This is a genomic window from Leisingera sp. CC-HEC093 (assembly GCF_059429195.1).
In genome coordinates this window covers 230,319-246,876 of record NZ_JCAIJR010000001.1, presented here as the reverse complement: position 1 = coordinate 246,876, position 16,558 = coordinate 230,319, and the positions used below count along the sequence as shown (strand labels likewise).

The window sequence follows — 16,558 nt, the reverse complement described above, 5'->3', positions numbered from 1 at the left end:
TTGGGTCAGCTCTGCATCCTAGAAGCTATTTCGTCCAACACTTCTCTGCCTTGAAGTTGATGTGACCACCCTGCAGCAAATGAAATATCGTTAGAATCAGGTAGTTTGTCTTTCGGCAGTGTTCTAATCCTAACTCTCGCGGGTAATGCGGCTGCTTCTCCGACAAACAACGCTTCTTGTCTTGGTAGAGAAGACAAAACCGAGGTCATGTTGGAGAGGCTATCAGGAAGAAATCGCTTTACATGTTGTTGATCTTGACTGTTTGACAACCGCAAAACGATCCACGAGTTGCACTGTGAAATGACAGTGCCTTCGACATCTGCTGGGCGTTGCGAAATCAACATGAGGCCTAGGCCGTATTTCCGCCCCTCGCGGGCGATACGGCGCACCGCATCTTGGGCAACGGCATACTGGGCTTCGCCCCGATCTGGAACATATCGATGCGCTTCTTCACAAACTAACAAGATCGGATCACGTTCTCGACTCTCTCGGTTTTGGGCAAGCTTATACTGGAACAACAATCTTGCGATCGATGCTGTAAGTGGTCCCGCAACTTCGTTGGGAAGGCCAGAAATATCGATAATCTTGATCTTTGTCTGCTGTTCGTTAGCAACAGGCAAAAACTGAGCAAGAACGTCAGAAAGTGTCAGTGGTTGAGCTTCGTCAAGGTGGTCGTTTAGAAGAAACGCAATCCTTGTATCAGATCTTAACACGGTGACTTTATCGAGAATTGAAGCAAATTTTTGTTTATTTGTAGCAGTTTCATCGACCCAACCATTGTTGGTGTGACGCTTTGTTTGAAGTTCGCGGATATGCGCCACAAATTCTGACAACCTAAAAGGACGTGGTTTATCGCGGTCAAAATTCGCGATTGCTAGCTTACGTGCAGCCAATTCGTCAGGATCATCTGAGGGAATGACTATCGGTTCCTGTGGATGTTGATCTGCTCCAAGAGTGGCCAGATCAATATTTTCCACTGCCCGTATTAATCCTGCTTCAACCATCCGTGCATGGGTGAGGGCTTTGTAAACGATGTTTGACTGAGACGTGGCTTCGTTCTCAGTCTTCCCAACAACCAGTGAACGGAATTCATCACTCGACATAAGCCAAAAGGGGAGCTTCAGGTTAGCATGTCCTACTGCAGCTTCATTTGGAGCGTCATAGGCTCTGTACAGCGAGGCTTCTTCGCCGAAGGCTGCAGCATACTCGCCATGTGGGTCAATAATCACAATGCGTGGGTTGGAAATTTGCTCTTCAACAGGTTGGTGAGCGATCACAGAGTGTAGTATGGAAGCGACCGTACCTGACTTACCTGAGCCGGTGGAGCCCAAGACAGCACTATGTTGGCCAAAAAGTTTATCTATATTGGCTCGACACGTGACGCTAGTTGCTCCGACGTAATCACCTATTGCGACGTGACGATCGACATTGTCATCGCGCGCGCTTTCAACGCTCGCATAGAGCCGCTCGGTTTCTCCCTTTGTCATCAAAAACACAGACTGTAGTGGGAGCGGGAATGTGCTTATACCTCGACGGAAATCTAGCTTTTCTTCCCTTGGTTGCCACCAAGCCTCACCTAGCAGATCGGCCTCGATGACGCGCTTGTCAACTGTAGAGACTGCGCTTCCAGCAGAGGCTGCAATTGCGGCAGCTTCCTCGTCAGACTGAAGGCGCAAAAGACTCACCGTAGCAAAGATAACCTTCCTGCCGATGTGCAGTTTAATCACACTACCAAGCTGACCAACGGAGTAGCTTCTCCCGCGATAGCCCCTTGTTAATTCCGTGATCCGTTTGTCGAGGGCAATTTTGATGGAATTGCCGGAAACCTCGAACACCGTACCAATCTCTAGGCCAGGTTCTACTGTAAAATCAGTCATGCTATTGCCTCCTGAATGTCTGCTGGCAGACCGTCCGAGAGCATTTCCGTCACACCACCGAACGTCCACCAATCACGGCCGCCCTCTTTTTCCCAGAATGGTCCACGGTTGCCGTTATACAGCCCCTTTGTTGACACGACATAGACTCTCTCACCCCAAGACGTCTTCCTCCAAGTATCAAGTACAGGAGGAAGCGCTTCTCTTTCTTCGGAGAATGCTACTAGGGTTAGCTGACTATTAGGAGCGGACATTGCAACTTCAATGTCCTGATTGATATGTTCGTCTCCGAAGGAATATCCGCAAACCAGTAAGACCCTTTCGGAGCCGTCGGCGAGGTTTGCGCGAAATCGTTGGAATAACTCAGCAAAAGGATCAAGTTGGGTGTTCACGTATTTTGTAGACTGCGGATAAATCACCACTTGGTTTTTAGACGCAGGGTAAATGTCATGATGCCGAACTCTCAAAAGCCGCGAAGCATCGTCTTTGGGAGCTACCCAATCGATTGATCCGTGCAGCTTCACAATTCTGGCCTTGGTGGTCGGGTTTGTGTCGCGGCTGTAGCCCGCCCAGAATGCTACACCACCTCCGGAAAATCCGTCATCGTAAGGAACACCACGTAATGCGAGAGCATCTTCGATTAGCGTGTCATAGTTGGTCGTGAAAAATTCTACTGGCCCGCGCAGTGCTTCAAGCCCAGCCCTATTGCGCCCAAAGACAGCTCTCACAAAACTAAGGTGATGTTCAACTGTTACAATTGGCTTTTCCGAAGTTCCTACATGCGGATCCGTTGGGTCGCCATTGTCGTCCCAGTTTTCGCGGTATCCCCACCGAATTGTTTCAGATATGACTTCCAAAAGCCCGTGGTGCAGCTTGGTCAAAGTATCGAACCCGACTTTCTCATTGCCCAGCTGTGCAGTGTGATCACGAGAGCGCACTGACATAGAGATCAGGTCTGCCAAATGGGTCAAGAAGATTTCTATGTGCGCGTTCTCATCGATATCGCCTGCAATAAAATCGATGGTCGAGAGTATTTCAGCCTCATCTTTGAAGAACTCTGTCTTTGCCAACTCCAACACACGCCTTGTCAAAGGATACATCAAGGGGATGTTGGACATGAAGCTTGCACCTGCCGCCAGAAGCCAAGTCTGTTTCGGTGTATTGAACGCTTTTTCAAATTGTTCTGCTATATCTCTGGCTTCATCAGACATCTGTAACTACTCTAAATTATTCAATAAAATAGAAGATGAAGGATTTTTTGGGAGCGCACAAGCGAAAGTTGAATTTTTGAATCGAAAACCTACTTTTTCATCGCCTTGAGGGTGAAGTTCACTGCGGCGGTGGACGGTTAAGTGCCTTTCTAACTTTATAACACGGCTTTGTCTCTGAACTTGACTAGGCTGCTCCACTGCTTTGCCCCAGAGGTTACAAACTCATCTGGACCAGCATCACCTATGAGCTTTGCTACTTGAACATCATGGAAAAAGTCTGTCGCGCTGCCCAGATCATCCTCGATCGACCGCGCTTCTGCAACCTTTGCAAGCAAAACCGTATCGAAGAAGGCAGGAAAGACAACTTGCGCAGCAAAGCTTTCTTGTTCTGCTTGCGTGGGTAGAATGTCTTGGCGAGGTTGCCGGTTAGAGCCTAGGTTCGATCCTGAATGTGCTGCGAGCAAGGGCATGTCGATAACGTGACCAAAAAGCTGAAAAACGCGTGTTGCGGCCTTGGGGTGCGTTACATCCGACGTTTGGTTCGAGCTACTGGCCCGCTCGATCAACATCATCATCGCCGAAAGGGCTCCTATGCGAACGCGCAGAGAAAGCCACTCATCAGATGAGTATGCATCGAGCAACATTTCGGTGGCATCATGGTCGGCCTGCATTTCCAAAATCAGGCTGGTTTCAGTGACATTAGAAGAATGGGTCGGAGCGCTTTTCTTTGCCCGTGTGACCAATCCGCGTTCTTCTATGAGGCCTTCCTGTGAGGATCGTCTTGCAGTGGCGATGCCGAAATGCCCCATCTGGAAATGATGCATTTCATGCAGCATCAGCCAAACAAGACTGATATGGGACATCGTCGCGGCACCAGCACCAGTCGGCATTCCGAAATTCTCGAGGAAATCGCCATCGGCAAATGCCGAAGCCCAGAGAGAGGCAGTACTTTCAGCGGTTCCCACGCTTGCGCGAATTCTGAACTTTCCGCCATCCATTTCAGCCACGGCCCAAAATTCAGGATCATCGACAACATCAAGTTCTGGCACAACGGGGAATGCTTCTGCCATCGTTTCAGCGTACTGCGCCAGAGCAGTCTCCAACGCTCGCGTGAGTTGTTGCTTTGCATCAGACATGACGGATTTGTCGCAGAGTTGCACTGGATTTGCTACCCTGCAGAAAGGATCAATGATCCCAGTGGCCCCGGTTAAGGTCAATCGCGAGATGGGGTCATGCTGACCCGTTTCGCTGCGTCCCCTTCGGGCCATCACACAGCACTAAGTTGTGCTGCAAGATGTGTGTGGTAGTACCACACTATCTTGACAAGGGGGCTGCTGCGCTCCCCCGTTGTATCCTCCAAAGCTGATGGTCGAGAGTGGCATTGAGCCAGCTACGACCATGCAAACATATCGGTGTTTGATCCCTCGTTGGGGAGATGTCATCTCTCCCCAACACCCCATAGATCAACCGTCCGCCGATTGAATGCCGTCAGCGTATCGACGCTGAACCCGAACAAAGGGCGTGTCGTCGCCCCTTGTGACCACCTCGCAGGATTTGGAGAACTGACCTCTCCACCTGCACCAAACCATGCACAATCCTTATGGTCGATTGATCCCCAATCAGGGGAGATTGTCCGCTCCCCCAATACCCCCATGACAGCTAGGGCGGCTGCCCCCGCGCAGATCAAAGGGTGGGTCCTCGCCATGCTCGGTTCGCTGTGCTGCACCTGCGCGTGGCTCTGGTCCTGCGTGACCGCACCTTTGATCCTTGCACCCCCGCTCCTCGGCGGAAGCCAGACGGTTGCATGCGCAACCCGTCAGAACAAAGAAGAGGAGACAAGACAATGCCGCAACTACACGCTCAACCGTATGACATCACCGCCAATGGGTTCTATTTCGAAAGCCTTGAAGACTATGCCGATAAGGCAAGCAGCAACCGCAATGACTACGGTGATCCCGTTGAGGAATACGAAATCCAGTTCATTGATGGGGATCATATCGACTGTGATCTGGCGAAAGCTTGGGAGGTCAATCAGGCCAACATAGGTGGGTATTTCAAAGCCTGTGAAGACTGGGAAACCTATCAAAAACAAGCGTTCGTTATTGCAGTTGGTGAAATCGGATACAGTTTCGATCCTGAGACTGTGTACCCCGACAACTTCGATATCGACATCTATCACGCGGACAGCATGCTAGACCTGGCCGAACAGTTTGTCGACGAAGGGTTCTTTGGCGACATCCCGAACCAGCTTAGCGGGTATATCGACATGCATGCTATCGCCCGCGATCTGGCATTCGATTACACCGAAACCGAAATCGCAGGCGAGCGGCTGATCTATCGGGCAGCTTGATGCTGCCCTGCATCTTGGGGTTAAGCCACCGTTTTGGAATTTGCGACATCAAGGCCGTAGACCCATAGACGAAGATACTTATACAACAGAAGCCCCAACCAGCCACAGGCAGCACAAATCAGAAAATACACAAACGCATCGAAAGCGAAAAGCGTCGGATAGCGGCCATTCACACTGTAGCCATAGAGCCTGACCGCGTAGTAAAATGGCAAGACTCCAAGAGCGCCGAAGATCAAAATCCCCATATACCCACGCCCCCCGATCCTCGTTTGCGCGATTTTAAGCTCCCTTCGTCTCTCATCTGCGGTGGCTTGGTTGATTTCTTCTTCGGTGAGCTGCGTGTAGGCCTTCCGAACCTCGTCAGGAATAACCCTGAGGGGTGTGCGCATCACGCCATCAGAAAGAGCCTGATGGAAAGCCTCCATCAGCTTTGTGCGTTCTTCCTCGTCGGTGACGTTTATGAAGAAAGTCGGTCTTTCAACGGATCGAAAATGCAAGGTAATGCCAGTGCCGTTTCGCGCTTTCGATTGTTCGACAGAATTGCGCATCGCCAAACCAATGGATTGCCCGATACCGCGCGCGCCACTCATCTGATTTTGGGAATAGAATTCCTCCGATTGAGGTGCATTTTCGGTGGCCCGTCGAAGGTCCGCTAGTGCAATCTTATCGTCAAACCACTCTCCGTTGATCCGCTGAAACAGCAACATCGTTTGGTTTTCTATATTGATCGAAAACCCGATGCGATCACGAAAATAGACCAGATCATCGCCCACGAAATCTTCGATGAAAATTGGATCGTCATGCTCGACTGTGTCAGGCCCAAGAGGCATCTCTGCGCGAAGCTGTTGCATGTCTCTGCGAACTCTCTGTCTTGGAGCGGAGGTTCGTGTTCAAAAAGGGTTCCCTTTTGATATGTCTGACAGAAATCACCTGCAAAGTCATCCCGCCACTGATTATCCACAGTTTTCTTGATCGGGGAAATGGCTGAAATCGTTACTCAGAGCGGCGTTCAAAAGGGAACCCTTTTAGCAACGGGAAAATGCCATGAAACACGCTTGTGATAACGGTTTGGACTGCTACGATTTAGGAATGAACGAAGGAAAACAGCAAGGACGCAAGGTCGGCTATGTTCGCGTGTCCGACAAAGATCAAAGCGAAGCACTACAAATCGATGCGCTGAAGGCCGCTGGGTGTACTGTGATCTTTGGGGACCACGGCGTATCAGGCTCAGTTACTAAACGGTGCGGGCTGGACTGGAGTGCCCCATCTGAACTGGTCCACCGTTATGTTTAGGAAACGGAGGACAGAGAATGGCGAACAAGCGGCACAAGCCAGAGGAAATAGTTCAGAAGCTGCGGCAGGTTGATGTGCTTGTCGGGCAAGGAATGGCGCGGGTTGATGCAGTCCGGGAGGTTCGCATCACGGAGCAGACCTACTACCGCTGGCGCAAGCAGTATGGTGGGATGGGAACCGACCAACTGAAGGAACTCAAGCGTCTCCAGAAGGAGAACGAGCGGCTGAGAAAGGCCGTGTCGGATCTGACACTGGACAAGCTCATCCTGAAGGAAGCCGCACGGGGAAACTTCTGAGCCCCGCTCGTCGCCGAGCCTGCATCCAGCTGATCCGTAGCGGGATGAAGGTATCGGAGCGTCGGATCTGCCGCGTGCTCGGGCAACATCGCTCGACACAGCGGCATCATCCAAGGGGCCGGGAAGACGAGGAACGGCTGGTTGCCGACATGACCGGATTGGCCAGGCAATACGGCAGCTACGGCTACCGGCGCGTTGCTGTGCTGCTGAGGGATTCAGGCTGGCAGGTCAGTGATGGCCGGATTGAGCGGCTGTGGCGACGAGAGGGGCTGAAGGTGCCACCGAAGCAACCGAAGAAAGGAAGGCTTTGGCTGAACGATGGGTCATGCATCCGGTTGCGCCCCGAGTATCGCAACCATGTCTGGTCGTATGACTTCGTGCATTGCCGAACCGACGATGGGAAAGCGTTCCGCACACTGAACATCTTGGATGAGTTCAGCCGTGAATGCCTGGCGATCCGAGTGAAGCGGAAACTCAACTCGACCGACGTGATTGATGCCCTGACGGACTTGTTCATCCTGCGGGGGCCGCCAGCTTACGTTCGAAGCGACAACGGGCCGGAGTTTGTTGCCAATGACGTGCGGGCCTGGATTGAGGCTGTCGGGGCTAAGACCGCTTTCATCGAACCCGGAAGCCCCTGGGAGAACGGCTACGTCGAGAGCTTCAACGCCCGGATGCGGGACGAACTGCTCAACCGTGAGATATTCTATTCGGTGAAGGAGGCTCAAATCATCATCGAAGGCTGGAGGAAACACTACAACACAAAGAGACCCCACAGTGCATTGGGCTACAGGCCCCCGGCTCCAGAAGCCATCATCCCGATGGAACCGAGGCCAATGATGCACTAACAATCAAACTGGACCAGTCAGATCAGGCCACCCAGGGCGACCCAAACGACAATCACAAGCTATGGAGAAGGCATTATGTGAACTTGAGAAGTTTAAGGTGTTGGATGGGGCTACAATGGGCGATGCGGATTGATGAACAAAGGCACATCTTCTCCTGCTCGATGGCGGTGTGCTTCATCCATGACAAGCTGCATTTCCAGATAACCTTGAAACGTGATATTGAAACCTGAATAGCTGTGTCGATCCACATCGAGGTCTGCAGTCCACTTATCCATATTCCAACCTTGAGACGTTTGTAGCCAATCGTAGTGTTTCCAGTGCCGAAGTGGCAATGTCACCGTCTCCATGACGCCGAGTGCGTTTTTTACTTTTCGTCCAATATATTGTTCATCTTCAATGAACTGCCCGTTCATAATTGTCATCTTGTAATTATGTCATGAATTATGACCTAATTCAAGCTTTAGGGTCGCATTTTGTGTTTGTTCGTATGATCAAATGCGGGTTTCACTTCTGGCATTTCGAGGCCGTTTTCCTGTTTCATTGCTCTCATCATAACTTGAGTTGCGAGTGCATCCGAGGGTTTCTGAATCCATTCCCCCTTGTCGTATGACCTGCCCCCCGCAAAATCCCTCACCATGAAGTAGAGTCTGCCCAACCTATGTAGGAGCAGACGAATGCGTAAGAGCCGTTTCACTGAGGCGCAAATCATCGGGATGATCAAAGAGCAGGAAGCCGGGATGCCGACAGCGGAGGTGTGCCGTCGGCACGGCCTGAGCCCGGCGACCTTTTACAAACTGAAGTCCAAATATGGCGGCATGGAGGTGTCGGAGGCCGCGCGGCTGAAGGCCCTGGAAGATGAGAACGCCAAGCTGAAGCGGCTGCTGGCGGACACGATGCTCGACAACGTGGTTTTGAAAGACCTGCTGGGAAAAAGCTGACGACACCGAAAGAGCGGCGAGAGGCAGCGCTCAATGCAATGCGGGATCATGACATCTCGCAGCGCAGGGCCTGTCGGCTTGTCGGTGTCGACCCCAAGACGGTCCGGCGCGAACGCCCGCTCGACCATCCCGAGATCCGCCAGGAGATGAAGGAGATCGCTGGCAAACGCCGCCGGTTCGGCTACCGGCGGATCGGCGTGCTGCTTGAGCGAAAAGGCATGATCATGAACCACAAAAAACTCTACCGCCTCTACCGGGAAGAAGGCCTTGCGGTGAAACGGCGGCGGGGCCGCAAGCGTGCCCGGGGCTCGCGAACGCCGATGCCCGAAGCCACACAGCCCAACCAGCGCTGGTCCCTGGATTTCCTGGCAGACAGCTTCGGCGCGTCGCGGAAGTTCCGCATCCTGGCCGTAAACGATGACTGCTGCCGGGAAAACCTGTGCCTGGCCGCGGACACCAGCATTTCGGGTGAGCGCGTTGCCCGGGAGCTGGACGCGCTCGTCCGGATCTACGGAAAACCTGTTTGCGTTGTCAGTGATAACGGCACGGAATTCACCAGCCGGGCAATCCTGAGATGGGCCGACAGGAACGGCGTGGATTGGCATTACATCGATCCCGGAAAACCGCAGCAGAATGCCTTCATCGAGTCATTCAACGGAAGCCTGCGGGACGAGCTTCTCAATGAAGAGCTGTTCGATACCCTGGACGATGCCCGCCGCAAGCTGGCGCTGTGGCGCTACGATTACAACAACGTCAGGCCGCACTCTTCGTTGGGGAACAGAACGCCAAAGCAAGCGCGGCAGGCGCTTGAGCAATTTGAGGGCTCCGCGCCTGCCGCGCTTGCCAAGCCCGAAACCGACGACTACCAAAATCAAACCCGCAGACTCTCGTCATGAGCGAGGGACCCGCGGGGGGCAGGTCACGTAATGTGCAAGAATGTCTTCCTTTCCAATTTTTCCTTGAGTCAGAGTCATTCGTGTTATTCGACCACCCTTAATACCATCTGGTGTTGGGCCGCCTTCATTGATACGAAGAAGGACAGTGATCCCTAGCATTTTCTCTTCATGATTGATGTCCATGCGGTCCAATTTCACAGTCATTTTGCGTTCTTTCGGCGTCTCTTGGTGCATAGTGATCACAACCTGCTGATTGCTCTTCACCGCAACACTACCCATGGGGGTTAGGCTTGCTGCATTGTAAGACTTTTCATTTTTCTTATTGTGGTTCTGTCCTGTTGTGTCTTTTTCGGCAGGTGTGCGTGGATCATCTGAGTTATCGTCATCAGCCATTTTCGAACTCCATGTTTAGAATGTCATCGTGTGCGGTCGACTTAGGTGGTTCAGTCATTTCAGGGTGCAAGTCCATGCCCATTTCTTTGAGTTCTTCATCCTCAAACCATGGGACTTTTCTTGCCATGAGAGGCGGCATGTCTTCGATCAAAACAAGCTGCTTGCCATTCGACAGGCGCATCAACTCATCAGGGTAGATGAGCTTCCGTTGGGTGGCGGCATGGGTGTCACTGCTCGTATCGGTGGTCGATGATGATCCGCCGCCTTGCCCAGATGAACTGCCAATCGCTCTCGAAATTGCTGTGCTGATGTTCCAAACCGTTGTCTCCCCGCAAAGGCTGGAAAAATACTCAGAGGTCATTTTGTCAGACGAGCCGAAGTAGTTGATCATGCCTGCGTTGGCGATGAACGATTGCCACCCCTTGCCGTAAATGCGTTCAAGTTGATTGAGGTCTTGGACAATCGCCCAGAGCTGCATTCCAAACCCTGCCATAAGGCCATATGCTTGTTCGATCATGCTGAGTTTCCCAAGGGCCGCAAACTCATCAAGGATAAACAGAACAGGTTTTTCAGGTTTGTCGGCAATGTTTCGGGCATTAACAGTGAGAGCTTGTTGCACGAGCAGGCGCATCCATCGACCAAACGCATTGAGGCGATCTGCTGGCAACACCAGATAGATCGTCATGGGTTTGGACTTGAGGTCTTCGAATCTGAAGTCCGATTTCAGGGTATTTTGTTGGATACGGGCACTGTCCAAGAAATGTGTTTGTGCCTGTGTGGAGGCCAACACGTTCGAGAGTAACTCGGGGTCCTTCTGTAAGCATCGATGCCCCGTGCTGGCGATAATATGATGGCCAGAATTGGCCATCGCCTGAAACAGTTTGGTTTGCTTTTCGCTGCTGGAAACCAAGTGCTCGCGGACTCGCTTCAGAGTGCGGTGGCCTTCTTCTTCATCAGCGGTTGCCACATACATGATGAGGCCTTGGAGCAAGGCTTTGGCCTCTTCAATGAAAAACGCTTTGTCATTTCCGCCCTCAACCACCAGAGCATCTGCGAGGATCATCGCATTTTCTGTGATGTCGATATCGGTGATGTCCAGCCAGTCCAGCGGATTGAAAGATGAGGTTTCAAAGCCAGCAACGTGAGCAATACCCCAAGGATCAACGATATGAACTTCTTGCCCCAGTTCTTTGCGGCGTTTGGCCGTGATCAGGGCATTTTCTCCTTTTGGGTCAATCACCAACATGGACCCTTCATAGGTCAACAGGTTGGGGATGATCTGGGTTGTGCCTTTCCCCGATCTGGTAGGGGCAACCGTCAACAGGTGACGATCACCATTGTACGAGATGAAATCACTTTCGCCGTCTTTGTCGGGAAATGTCTCGCCCAATGAAATTCCGTCATCGCCTAGCACTTTACCCTCACGAAGATCATCTGTGTTGGCCCATCTGCTTGACCCAAATGTCGTTGGATTTTGTGCAAGAGATTTTATGCCAGTGGCAGCCCACCAGCCCAGTGCGACCATGAAGCCAAGAAATGACGCAAGTAGCGTAAGCCCCCAACCAACAGGGCCGTCCATCAGAAGAACCATCAAAACGACTGCAAAGGCCAAAGCGCCGCCGATAATGTGGCGGGCGTCCCTTGCTTTGTCCGTCATGAGCCAACCGACTCCAAACCCAATTGCCGTTGATGCTATAACAAGTGTAACTCTGAGGCCCGCAGAGGAATTTCCTCCCCCTTGTCCGAACATGGATTGAGCTTCTGCGGGCAACCCTGATGCAATGCCTGCAACAGCAAAGCTGCCCAAGATCATTGTGCGTTTTAAGTTCATAAATTTGCCCTTCAAGTTCTAAAGTGAAAGCCCATGGCCACGCTTGAGTGACCTGTTCAATTGGTGCGTTGATTTGTGGCTATTGCTGATTGACTGCTTTATGGACTGCGCCAGCATTCGCCGTTCATCTTGATGCTTTCGCCGCAGTTTGAATTTTTTGTTCTGCAAGGCACGGCGTTCTTTCATTTGCGCCAGAACCATGAAATCACGTTGTTTCTGATCGCGCAGAGCACATTTGCGAGCCTCTAGTTCATTGTCTGCTCGGATAGCTTTCGCCGCTCCTGTAAGGCGATCAAACAAACCACGCAGCCCTTTGTTCAGGCGTTCAGAGCGCGTTTTAGTTTCCGCGATCCAACGGGCTTTTTGACCATCGTTTAGCTTCTGACGTTCGCGCTTGTGAGCCTTCTTCAAGGTTTGTTGTTCCTCATGGAGCGGTTCCAAATCTTGATCTTGACGATCCTTGATTTGAGAAATGTATCGCCGCATCTGGGCCGATACCTTGGATCGAATGTTGGATTGAGCTTCGTCGACCGAAGGAAGGCTATCTGGCAAACCGAGTTTGGCTTTCACGTCCTTGGCCTTGATGCCTGCCCACTTGGCAATCGAATGAACATTGCCGTCGACATCCAAAGCGACAAACCCGCGTCGTTCACCACGGGCGAGGAAGTAACCACGTTCCTCCAAAGCATGTCTAAAACCAATCTGGCTGTCGCTGTGTTCCCACGCTTGCTGAAACGCCTGTTTAATCTCACGCGGATCAAGACCTTGCCGTTTGGCCTGTTGCCATTCTTCCAATGTGAAGTTGAGCGGAGACTTGTTCCCATAGGTCGCCAGCCCATCGGGCAATTGCCACCCATGATCCAAAAACAGATCACGCGACAAATCCCGTAGCTTGTTTTTGAAATGGGGCAGATTGATTGCTTTCATCTCATCCACATCAATCCGCGACCACACCACATGCGCGTGGCGACGACCTTCTTTCTCATGCACAACAATGGCGCGGGGCTGGTCAGTCAGTCCCAGTTTTTCTTCGGCACGGTTTGCGGCCTCAAGGAAATCCTGTTCGGTGGCGATGTGATCTGTTGGTGGGTTTAAGCTGAGGGAGAACATATACTGCTTACATTGGGTGGCCTTGGAAATTGCGTGCATTTCAGCGAGCGCACCATGAAGTTGTTCGCTTGAAAAATCTCGCAACTCTAAGCATGACACATGATCATTGTCACGATCATTCATGAGATGATCAGCCAGTGCCTTCGCACCCGAACGCTGGGAGCCTTTGAGGATCATTGTTTTACCCCCAAGGCTTCCATCAACGTTGCCCGCATCCAAGCCACTTCGGCAACGGCCCGTTTGAGGTCTTCTTCCAATTCGGGATCGACGATCAACGTGCCTTGGTTCAGGTGCTTGGCGATTTGATTGAGGTTGTTGGCCTGCCGCGTTTGCCCAAGTCGTGCCAGCACCTCTGCCAATAACTGTTGCTCCGCAACAGGTGGTTTGCGCCGCTTCCGATATTTGGGAGCTTCAGCGGCAAAAACCACGGACTTGATATACGAGGACAGAGGCATTGTCCCAGCTTGGGCTTCAAGCTGAGATCGTTCCTCTGGTGTCAGTCTTAACGAGAACGGTGCGAGGCGGCTCATGGGCGCGGTCCTCGCAAATGTTTCTTATGGGGCTTGAGAACCTCGTTCCAGTTCTCCAATTCCTCAAAAAGGGTGTTCGAACAAAGTTGCTCTCTGTCCGCCACTCAATCCTGCAGCCGCCTCTATACTCTGTCTCCTCCTCAGGAAGGCATTCGTCTCCTAGGTCTTGCGCAGCAGGTAGATGTCCATGATCCAGCCATGCTCTGCGCGCGCCTTGGCGCGGGTGGCGATGATCTGCTCCGTGACCTCTGCCAGCGGCCCGGCGACGGAGATCTGGTTTTCCATCCCGGCATAAGCGGTCCAGAAAATCTCCACTCCTTGCGGCTCAACCGCCTGGAAGGAGCATTCCCCGTCCAGCATGATCACCAGCGTACCGGCGCTGTCCGGCCAGCCGTTTTCGCGCAGCTGCCGCCCGGTGGTGATGGTGAAGGGCGCGCCGATTTCGTTGACCGGAATGGCATGCGCCGCGGTCAGCGCCTGGATCGAGGTGATGCCGGGGATCACCGTCAGCTTGATCTCGGCCAGCGTCTTCAGCCGCTCGGCAATCCGCATGGTGCTGTCGTAAAGCGACGGATCCCCCCAGACCAGGAACCCGGCCTTGCCGCCGTCCGGCAGGTTGGCGGTGATGGTCTGCCACCAGATCTCCGCGATGGCGTCATGCCAGTCATCCACCCGCTTGCGGTAGCTTTTGGTGGCCTCGTCGCGCACCGGCAAAGCAAACTCGACGATCTTCGGGCCATCGCCCCGGATCGCCCGGTTGCAGATCTCGCGTCTGAGCCCTGCCAGGTCGTCCTTGCCCGCTCCCTTGTTGGGGATCAGGATCAGATCCTGAGCGTTCAGCGCCTCGATTGCCTGCAGCGTCATGTGCTGCGGGTTGCCGGTGCCGATGCCGATCAGGGAAAGCTCAATCATGATGGTGTCTTTCTAAGGGGCCGGCTCAAACGCCCGGCATGTCCTGGTCCGCCAGCGGCCCGTAAAGGATCAGCACCGGCGCCTTGGTTTCCATCGCGCGCAGCACTGTTGGCAGCTCGCCCACGTTATGGCAGAACAATTTCTGTTCAGGCGTTGAGACACCCAGAGCGACCATCGCGTGGGTCTCTGCGGGCAGGCCGGCCTCCATCAGCTTTTCTGCCAGCGCGGCAAAGGTGCTCTTGCCCATATAGACCACGGTGGTGGCATGCGGGTCGGCCAGCGCCGCCATGTTCAGATCATCCGGCAGCCCGCCGGTCACGTCATGGCCGGTGATGAACTGCAGACGCCGCGCCGTCAGCCGCCGGGTCAGCGGAATGTTCGCCGCTGCCGCCGCCGCCGAGGCCGCGGTGACGCCAGGCACGATTTCAAACCCGATGCCGGCCTCGCGCAGCGCGGTCATTTCTTCCTCCAGCCGCCCGAAGACGCCGGAGTCCCCCGATTTCAGCCGCACCACGTTCAGACCGCTTTGTGCGTAATCGACCAGTAGCTGGCTTACATGGTCCTGTTTGGGGGAGGGGCGGCCGGCGCGTTTGCCCACACCCACCAGATCGGCGTCGGCGCGGGCATGGCTCAGGATCGGGCCTGAGGACAGGTCGTCGAACAGGATCGCATCCGCAGTTTCCAGCCGCTTCACCGCCTTAACGGTCAACAGCTCGGGGTCGCCGGGGCCGGAGGAGACAAAGCTGACAAAACCGCTCATGCCTGTTCTCCCGTGATCAGGTGGAAGAAGGTGCCGGTGACATGGCCTTTGATGGAGCCGGTTTCAGGCACCGGGCCGCCGTCGGCGTCCATCACATTGGCCAGCGGCGCATCCGGTTCTTCCAGAATGGTGGAGTAATGAAATTCATGGCCGCGCAGCGCAGTGCCAGCATCAAAGCCTGGCATGCCTGCTTGCAGAATGGCGCGGCGGTAGCCGAGGTGGAACTTGCGCTTCTCGTACGACGTCACAAGACCCAGAAGGCCCAGCATCTGGTGGCGGTTGCCCTCCTTGTCGATCAGCGCCTCGCCCAGGGCCATGTAGCCGCCGCATTCGCCATGCACCGGCTTGGTCTCGGCGTGTTTCTGCACACCGGCGCGGAAGGTTTCCGCCGCCGCCAGCGTGCCGCCATGCAGCTCAGGGTAGCCGCCGGGCAGCCAGACCAGATCGGCATCCGCCGCCGGGGCTTCATCCGCCAGCGGCGAGAACGGCAGGATTTCTGCGCCTGCCGCGCGCCAGCCGGTCAGCAGATGCGGGTAGGTAAAGGAAAACGCCGCATCCCGGGCCAGCGCAATCCGCTGCGCAGGCGGCTTGGGCAGGCTTGCTGGCGCAGGCGCCCGACCGGCCAGTGCCGCGGCCTTGATTGCGTCGAGATCCACATGCTCGCGCAAAAACGCCGCATAGCCCGCAATGGCGGCTTCCAGGTCGGGGTGCTCCACCGCCTGGATCAGTCCCAGATGGCGTTCCGGCAGGGTCAGATCGCCGCGCCGGGGCAGGGAACCCAGCACCTTGATACCTGCCTTCTCCATCCCCAGCCGGGTCAGCCGCTCATGCCGCGGGCTGGCGACGCGGTTCAGGATGACACCTGCAAACGGCAGCTCAGGGTCGTAGGTCCTGAACCCCAGCGCAGTTGCCGCTGCCGATTGCGCCTGGCCGCCCACATCGACCACCAGCACCACCGGCCAGCCCATCCGCTTGGCGGTCTCGGCAGAGGAGCCAAAGCCCGACTGCCCGCGCGTTGCAACACCGTCATAAAGCCCCATCGAGCCTTCGCCGATGCAGATTTCCGCCCCCGCCGACTGGCCTGTGACCGCATCCAGCAGGCGTGCGTCCATCGCCCAGGTGTCGAGGTTGAAGCTGGGCCGCTTGGCCGCTGCCAGATGAAACGCCGGGTCAATGTAATCCGGCCCGCTCTTGTAGGGCTGCACGGTCAGCCCATCCTCGGCCAGCGCCCGCAGGAGGCCGAGCATCACGGTGGTTTTACCGGTGCCCGAGGAGGGCGCCGAGATCATCAGTCCGGGAGGGTTCATATCTGTCAT

Annotated in this window: 16 protein-coding genes; 4 read left to right on the top strand and 12 right to left on the bottom strand. The window is 54.3% G+C overall.

From position 1 onward, the window contains the following. Nucleotides 1–5 precede the first annotated feature (5 nt). From AC5STB_RS01245 to AC5STB_RS01235, 3 genes are all read right to left on the bottom strand, one after another. On the bottom strand, nucleotides 6–1,877 hold the full coding sequence (locus AC5STB_RS01245; RefSeq protein ID WP_495441164.1) for an ATP-binding protein: 1,872 nt from the start codon (nucleotides 1,875–1,877) through the stop codon (nucleotides 6–8). Then, a complete protein-coding gene (locus AC5STB_RS01240) occupies nucleotides 1,874–3,085 on the bottom strand; it encodes an SIR2 family protein (protein WP_495441163.1) in 1,212 nt (403 codons plus the stop codon). The genes AC5STB_RS01245 and AC5STB_RS01240 overlap by 4 nt, the downstream gene beginning before the upstream one ends. Nucleotides 3,086–3,240: 155 nt before the next feature. Then, nucleotides 3,241–4,221, bottom strand: a complete 981-nt coding sequence (locus AC5STB_RS01235) for a phage exclusion protein Lit family protein (RefSeq protein ID WP_495441162.1) — start codon at nucleotides 4,219–4,221, stop codon at nucleotides 3,241–3,243. Between the two features lie 707 nt (nucleotides 4,222–4,928). Between AC5STB_RS01235 and AC5STB_RS01230 the strand changes: the two genes are divergently transcribed. After that, complete coding sequence (locus AC5STB_RS01230; RefSeq protein ID WP_495441161.1) at nucleotides 4,929–5,435, top strand: antirestriction protein ArdA; 507 nt, start codon at nucleotides 4,929–4,931, stop codon at nucleotides 5,433–5,435. A 20-nt stretch (nucleotides 5,436–5,455) separates the two neighbouring features. Here the strand turns inward: AC5STB_RS01230 and AC5STB_RS01225 are convergent, their stop codons facing one another. Then, nucleotides 5,456–6,286 (bottom strand): hypothetical protein, encoded by an 831-nt coding sequence (locus AC5STB_RS01225; RefSeq protein WP_495441160.1) that lies wholly within the window; start codon nucleotides 6,284–6,286, stop codon nucleotides 5,456–5,458. A 193-nt stretch (nucleotides 6,287–6,479) separates the two neighbouring features. Between AC5STB_RS01225 and AC5STB_RS01220 the strand changes: the two genes are divergently transcribed. Both AC5STB_RS01220 and AC5STB_RS01215 read left to right on the top strand, forming a co-directional pair. Continuing rightward, complete coding sequence (locus tag AC5STB_RS01220) at nucleotides 6,480–6,728, top strand: recombinase family protein (RefSeq protein ID WP_495441159.1); 249 nt, start codon at nucleotides 6,480–6,482, stop codon at nucleotides 6,726–6,728. A gap of 17 nt (nucleotides 6,729–6,745) precedes the next feature. Further along, nucleotides 6,746–7,872, top strand: a protein-coding gene (locus AC5STB_RS01215) for an IS3 family transposase (protein WP_495441158.1) whose coding sequence is annotated in 2 segments (ribosomal slippage) — nucleotides 6,746–7,010 and nucleotides 7,010–7,872 — 1,128 coding nt in all. Because the reading frame shifts where the segments join, the coding sequence is not laid out codon by codon here. 110 nt (nucleotides 7,873–7,982) lie between these two features. Here the strand turns inward: AC5STB_RS01215 and AC5STB_RS01210 are convergent. Beyond that, nucleotides 7,983–8,294: a hypothetical protein gene (locus AC5STB_RS01210; RefSeq protein ID WP_495441157.1), complete on the bottom strand. Its 312-nt coding sequence runs from the start codon at nucleotides 8,292–8,294 to the stop codon at nucleotides 7,983–7,985. A 252-nt stretch (nucleotides 8,295–8,546) separates the two neighbouring features. Here AC5STB_RS01210 and AC5STB_RS01205 point away from each other — a divergent pair. Continuing rightward, nucleotides 8,547–9,706 (top strand): IS3 family transposase gene (locus AC5STB_RS01205; protein WP_495441156.1). Its coding sequence is split into 2 segments (ribosomal slippage): nucleotides 8,547–8,805 and nucleotides 8,805–9,706, totalling 1,161 coding nucleotides; the frame shifts between segments, so codons are not numbered across the junction. On the opposite strand, the gene AC5STB_RS01200 is transcribed toward AC5STB_RS01205, so the two are convergent. From AC5STB_RS01200 to AC5STB_RS01170, 7 genes are all read right to left on the bottom strand, one after another. Further along, nucleotides 9,701–10,099 carry a hypothetical protein gene (locus AC5STB_RS01200; RefSeq protein ID WP_495441155.1) on the bottom strand — a complete coding sequence of 133 codons (399 nt, stop codon included), beginning with the start codon at nucleotides 10,097–10,099 and terminating at the stop codon, nucleotides 9,701–9,703. The genes AC5STB_RS01205 and AC5STB_RS01200 overlap by 6 nt on opposite strands. Then, on the bottom strand, nucleotides 10,092–11,930 hold the full coding sequence (locus AC5STB_RS01195) for a type IV secretory system conjugative DNA transfer family protein (protein ID WP_495441154.1): 1,839 nt from the start codon (nucleotides 11,928–11,930) through the stop codon (nucleotides 10,092–10,094). Before AC5STB_RS01195 ends, AC5STB_RS01200 begins: the two co-directional genes overlap by 8 nt. 18 nt (nucleotides 11,931–11,948) lie before the next feature. Next, nucleotides 11,949–13,217 carry a relaxase/mobilization nuclease domain-containing protein gene (locus AC5STB_RS01190; protein WP_495441153.1) on the bottom strand — a complete coding sequence of 423 codons (1,269 nt, stop codon included), beginning with the start codon at nucleotides 13,215–13,217 and terminating at the stop codon, nucleotides 11,949–11,951. After that, nucleotides 13,214–13,570, bottom strand: coding sequence for a plasmid mobilization relaxosome protein MobC (mobC, locus tag AC5STB_RS01185; protein ID WP_495441152.1), 357 nt, complete (start codon nucleotides 13,568–13,570; stop codon nucleotides 13,214–13,216). The genes AC5STB_RS01190 and mobC overlap by 4 nt, the downstream gene beginning before the upstream one ends. Nucleotides 13,571–13,729: 159 nt before the next feature. Further along, nucleotides 13,730–14,482, bottom strand: a complete 753-nt coding sequence (cobF, locus tag AC5STB_RS01180) for a precorrin-6A synthase (deacetylating) (protein WP_495441151.1) — start codon at nucleotides 14,480–14,482, stop codon at nucleotides 13,730–13,732. Between the two features lie 25 nt (nucleotides 14,483–14,507). Continuing rightward, the gene (gene cobA / locus AC5STB_RS01175) at nucleotides 14,508–15,242 is read right to left on the bottom strand and encodes a uroporphyrinogen-III C-methyltransferase (RefSeq protein ID WP_495441150.1); all 735 of its coding nucleotides are present in this window, start codon (nucleotides 15,240–15,242) and stop codon (nucleotides 14,508–14,510) included. After that, nucleotides 15,239–16,558 (bottom strand): cobyrinic acid a,c-diamide synthase CobB, encoded by a 1,320-nt coding sequence (locus AC5STB_RS01170; RefSeq protein ID WP_495441149.1) that lies wholly within the window; start codon nucleotides 16,556–16,558, stop codon nucleotides 15,239–15,241. The genes cobA and AC5STB_RS01170 overlap by 4 nt, the downstream gene beginning before the upstream one ends.